4 protein-coding genes are annotated in these 4,976 nt (G+C 73.8%); 1 reads left to right on the forward strand and 3 read right to left on the reverse strand.

The window, feature by feature from the left end:
• Positions 1 to 909, reverse strand: a 909-nt coding sequence (locus ABD323_RS36530) for an alpha/beta fold hydrolase (RefSeq protein ID WP_344446403.1), incomplete at its 3' end; no start/stop codon positions are given.
• Between the two features lie 295 nt (positions 910 to 1,204).
• Here ABD323_RS36530 and ABD323_RS36535 point away from each other — a divergent pair.
• Complete coding sequence (locus ABD323_RS36535; protein ID WP_344446404.1) at positions 1,205 to 3,187, forward strand: ricin-type beta-trefoil lectin domain protein; 1,983 nt, start codon at positions 1,205 to 1,207, stop codon at positions 3,185 to 3,187.
• A 58-nt stretch (positions 3,188 to 3,245) separates the two neighbouring features.
• On the opposite strand, the gene ABD323_RS36540 is transcribed toward ABD323_RS36535, so the two are convergent.
• Complete coding sequence (locus tag ABD323_RS36540; protein ID WP_344446405.1) at positions 3,246 to 4,031, reverse strand: DeoR/GlpR family DNA-binding transcription regulator; 786 nt, start codon at positions 4,029 to 4,031, stop codon at positions 3,246 to 3,248.
• An 80-nt stretch (positions 4,032 to 4,111) separates the two neighbouring features.
• A partial coding sequence (locus tag ABD323_RS36545; protein WP_344446406.1) for a CE1 family esterase occupies positions 4,112 to 4,976 on the reverse strand: 865 nt, incomplete at its 5' end.

The raw sequence follows: 4,976 nt of genomic DNA on the forward strand, positions 1-4,976 counted from the left end.
CTTCCGTGACGGTCCCCGCGCCAGCTGTTCGGCGCCGACCGGAACGAGTGAGCGGCCGGCGTTCGCGCGCAGCCAGCACAGGGCCTGCTCGGCGTGCTCCAGCACCGACACATGACCGGCGCTCGGGTAGCGGCGCAGTTCGGCGCGCGGGCAGTGGCGCGCCAGCCACTCGCTGTGCGAGCCGGGCACCACCCGGTCGCGGCCGCCGTGCAGCAGCAGCGTGGGGACCACCGCCTGCGCCGGGTCGAAGCCCCAGGGCGTGACGTACGCCAGGTCGTCGTCGATCAGCGGGTCCGGGCCGGCCTGCACCGCGGGACCGACCACTTCGCCCAGCCAGGACCACGGGCCCTCCAGGGTGGCGAGGTCCGCCGGGGTGAACTCCGGGTCGTAGGCGGCGCCGTGCTCCTGCTCGTGCCGCTCCTTGGCCGCCCGCCCGCGCAGCGCGGCGCGCAGCGAGGCCTCGCCGGAGGCCGCCATCCCCGCGAACCAGTCCAGCCCGTCGACCCCGTACGGTGCCAGCGGCGCCATCGCGACCACGGCCCGTACCCGCTCGGGCAGCAGTGCGCCGCAGGCCAGGGCGTGCGGGCCGCCGCCGGAGTGCCCCATGACGGCGAACCGGCCGATGCCCAGCGCGTCGGCGACGGCGGCGACTTCGGCGGCGGCCGACCCCACGTCCCGCCCGGGGTTGCGGGTCGAGCCGCCGTAGCCCGGCCGGTCGTAGGAGACCCAGCGCAGGCCCAGCCGGCGCGCGGCGGCGAAGAGCGGCCGCGGCGGGTGGCCCAGGTTGGGCGTCCCGTGGTGCCAGAAGACCGGGAGGCCACCGTCCGGGCCGCAGGCGGCCTCGGCCGCCGTGTCGTAGACGTGCAGGGTCCGGCCGTCGGCCAGTCGGACGTCGCTCTCTCGCACCATGGCCCCACGCTAGCGGCCGGGACCGTCAGCGGAAGGGGGCGCGGGTCGGCCCGGGCGCCGGGTGGGCCGGTGGGACATGGCCCGGACCCGTCACCGGCTGCTCGAAAGTGAGCACTGCGGAGCGACCTACGCAGAAGGAGGCAGAAATCGTGGCAGTGCGATGCGCGTAGATGTGGGTGGATCTCTTGACGCGGACCTTCGCGACGCCCGAAGCTGCTGCGCAAGTGATTGAAGATGCATGATCCGTCGATCATTCAAGCAGAATCAATCAGATGCGGAAGGAATCCCCCACACCGTGACCAGACGCCTCCCCCTGCGCGGGTCCACCCCCCTGCTGCTGAGCACCGCCCTGCTGGTGGCCGGTTCGGCCCTCGGCGCGACCCCCGCCACCGCGAACGACGGCGTGAGCGCGCCGGCTGCCAACTACACCGCCACCGCCACCCCGAACGGCGCGATCGCGGCGCTTCCGCCGATGGGCTTCAACAACTGGTCCCGCGCCACCTGCACCCCGCAGGCGCCCCTGGACGGGTCCAGCCAGTCGGCCTACTCCTTCCAGCAGTACATGGAGGACAACGCCAAGGCGCTCTCCGACACCGGCCTGATCGCGGCCGGCTACAAGACCGTAACCGTGGACGACTGTTGGATGTACCGCAACAGCTCCGGCTACCTGCACGGCGCGCTCAACTGGGGCGGCGCCACCGACGTGCGCAACACCGCCAAGCAGCCCGGCTTCGACTACGAGCTGAGCGCGTACGGCAGTTACCTGCACGGCCTGGGTGCCAGGTTCGGGATCTACGAGACCTCCGGCACGCACACCTGCAGCACCGCCACCCCCACCGCGCCCAACCTGCCCAACGGCAGCGAGTCCTACGAGCAGAGCGACGCCAACTCCTTCGAGTACTGGGGCGTGGACGAGCTCAAGTACGACAACTGCGGCCAGCAGGAACCGATGCAGACCCTCGACACCCGGATGTCGAACGACCTGCGGACCGCCGCCACCAACGCCGGCAGCGCCGGGCACAACATCGCCTTCAACATCTCCGCGCCGGCCGCCTACGGCAACGGCTCGACCAAGTACGCCGCCATGAGCTGGGTCCGCCCGCTGGGCCAGCAGTGGCGGGTCGGCCCGGACATCTGGAACTACGGTGACGGCAAGGACCCGTGGAACCAGCCGTTGGCCGGCTACAACTTCGGCGCCTACCAGAGCTTCGACAACACCCTGGAGCTCAGCCGCTACCAGGGCCCGGGCAACTGGAACGACGCCGACATGCTGCTGATCGGCGACAACGGCATGACCACCGCCGAGGAGCGCAGCCAGATGTCGCTCTTCTCCGCGCTGGCCGCGCCGCTGGTGATCTCCACCGACGCCCGCAAGTTCGAGCCCGCGTACATCGCCGCCCACCCCGCCGAGGCGGCGCACCTGAACGCCTCGGTGGCGATCCTGGGCAACGCCGAGGTCGTCGCGGTGGACCAGGACCCGCTGGGCGCGGGTGGCTACCGGGTGGTGGGCGGCGCCGCCAACGCCGACGGCACGCCCGCCGCCACCAGCGGCATCGACGTGGTCGTCAAGCCGCTGAGCGACGGCAGCCGCGCGGTGGTGGTCCTCAACAAGGGGGCCACCGCGGCGAACTACTCCCTGGACCTGTCCTCGGTCGGGTTCAGCACGGGCGGCTGCGGCTACGACGTGCGGGACCTGTGGGCGCACAGCACCAGCAGCTCGACCGGCAGCGTGCCGCTCACCGTCGGCTCGCACGACAGCGCGATGCTGAGGATCACCGCGCAGGGTGGCTGCGGCACGGTCACCCCGCGCGGCCAGATCACCGTCTCCCGCGACACCTGGGGCAAGGCCTCGCTCTGCCTGGAGAACTACCGCTCCGGCACCGCGACCAACAACCCGGTCGACGTCTACCCCTGCTCCGGCACCTCGAACCAGCAGTGGCAGATGAACGGCGACGGCTCCGTCCAGCTGCTGCAGAGCGGCGCCGGCAGCCTCTGCCTCACCGCGCAGAGCGGCAGTGGCACCGGAGCGATCAACGGGCAGTCGGGCCAGTGGGCCGGGGTGGCGCCGTGCGGTTCCGCGCCGGGCTTCCAGAGCTGGAGCTACAACCGGGACGGCAACCTGAAGCTCACCGGCACCACCAAGTGCCTTGACGTGTACGGCGGATCGACCACCACCAGCGGCACCCCGGTCGACCTGTACAACTGCGGGGCCGCGCCCGCCGCGATCCAGACCAACCAGACCTGGGCCGCGCCGTTCGGCGCACCGCCGGGAGCCTGAGGCCGGGTGTCCGATCCCGGTCCGACCGTCGGCCCCCACGGGCGCGGTCGGGCCGGGATCAGACGCTGTGCACGTCGATGCCCTGCGCGGCGAACCGCTCGACCAGCTCGTCCGGGGCGTCCTGGTCGGTGATCAGCACGGCGATCTCGGCGACCGCGCAGACCTGGGCGAACGCCCGCCGCCCCAGCTTGGTGGAGTCGGCGACCACGATGACCCGCTCCGCCCGCTGGGCCATGGCGCGGTTGATGCTCGCCTCGCCCTCGTCGTGGGTGGCGGCGCCGAACTCCGGGTCGACCGCGTTCACCCCGAGGATCGCGTAGTCCAGCGAGAGCCCCCGCAGCCCCGTGCCGGCCAGCGGTCCGGTCAGCTCGTAGGAACTGGGCCGGGCCACCCCGCCGGTGACCACGGTCTTGACGTACGGGCGCACCGCCAGCTCGCTCGCGATGTTGATCGCGTTGGTCACCACCGTCAGGGCCGTACCGCTGCCGTGGTCGGCCAGGTCGGCGCGGGTCGCCAGCTCGCGGGCCACCTCGGTGGTGGTGGTCCCGCCGTTGACGGCCACCACCGCCCCGGGCGGCACGAGGGCGGCGGCGGCGCGGGCGATCCGGTGCTTCTCGTCCGCCTGGCGCGCGGTCTTGTAGCGCAGCGGCAGGTCGTAGGTCACGCCGCTGAGCACCGCGCCGCCGCGGGTGCGGGTCAGCAGGCGCTGTGCGGCGAGGTGGTCCAGGTCGCGGCGCACGGTGGCCGTGGAGACGGCGAGCACGTCGGCCGCCTCGGTCACCTCGATCCGGCCCCGGTCGCCCAGGATCTCGAGCAGCCGAGTCCACCGCTCGTGCGTCCCCATGTCACTCCTCCGCTCGGCCGACCGGGCCCGAGCGTATCGCGCCCTTGATCACCGGCGGCCCGGGCGGGGTAGTGGCGGCCCTACGGCCGCGCACCGCCCGGGTGGTCGTCGAAGAAGGCGCGGATGACGGCGGTCGCGTCCAGCGCCGTGGACGGCGGGTCCAGGCCCAACAGCCTCTCCTCCACCGGGTGGGAGACGGCACCGGGCCACTGGTGCCCGGCGCCGTCGATGGTGATCAGCTCGACGCCGCGCCCGTCGGGGCAGTCGGAGCTCGTGGTGGTGACCGGGCCGCCGACCCGCACGGCGGGCACCGGCGGGCAGTGGTCGACGGCGCGCCAGGCGGCCAGCACCTGCGGCACCGGCGGGCCGTCGATCCGGGCCGGCCCGTCGCCCGGGCCGCCCTGGTAGGGGATGTTGTGGTCGGCGGTGCCGTGGAGGTGCAGCACCGAGAGGGGCGCGGGCGAGGGGCACGGCCCCAGCAGGGTGGCCGAGTCCACCGCGACGGCGGCGAAGAGCGTGGTGTCGCAGGCCAGTCGGTAGGCGAGCAGCCCGCCGTTGGAGATCCCGGTGACGTAGACGCGGCCGGGGTCCACGGGTGCCAGGCGCTCCAGCTCGCGCACCACCGCGCTGACGAACCCGACGTCGTCCACCCCGGTGGCGGCGGGCACGCCGCAGCAGCCGCCGCCGGCCGCCCAGGCGTGGTCGATGCCGTCGGGGTAGGCCACCAGGTACCCGTGCCGGTCCGCCTCGGCGTCCCAGCCGTACGCCTGCTCGGCCTGCCGCCCGGACCCGAAGCCGCCGTGCAGCATCACGACCAGCGGCAGCCGCCGCGCCGCTCCGCCGGCCACCGTGGGCGGGGCGTGCACCTCGAAGGTGCGGCGGCCGCCGCCGGCGGTCAGCGCGGCGCTGCTGCGGCCGGGCGCCCCCCGGCCCGGGGGGGGTCCC

It is taken from the genome of Kitasatospora nipponensis (assembly GCF_039528135.1).
GTDB lineage: Bacteria > Actinomycetota > Actinomycetes > Streptomycetales > Streptomycetaceae > Kitasatospora > Kitasatospora nipponensis.

What these genes read in the sequence shown, in the direction of transcription:
- ABD323_RS36540 (WP_344446405.1), bottom strand. Translation starts at nt 4,031, where the DNA reads ATGGGGACGCACGAGCGGTGGACTCGGCTGCTCGAGATCCTGGGCGAC.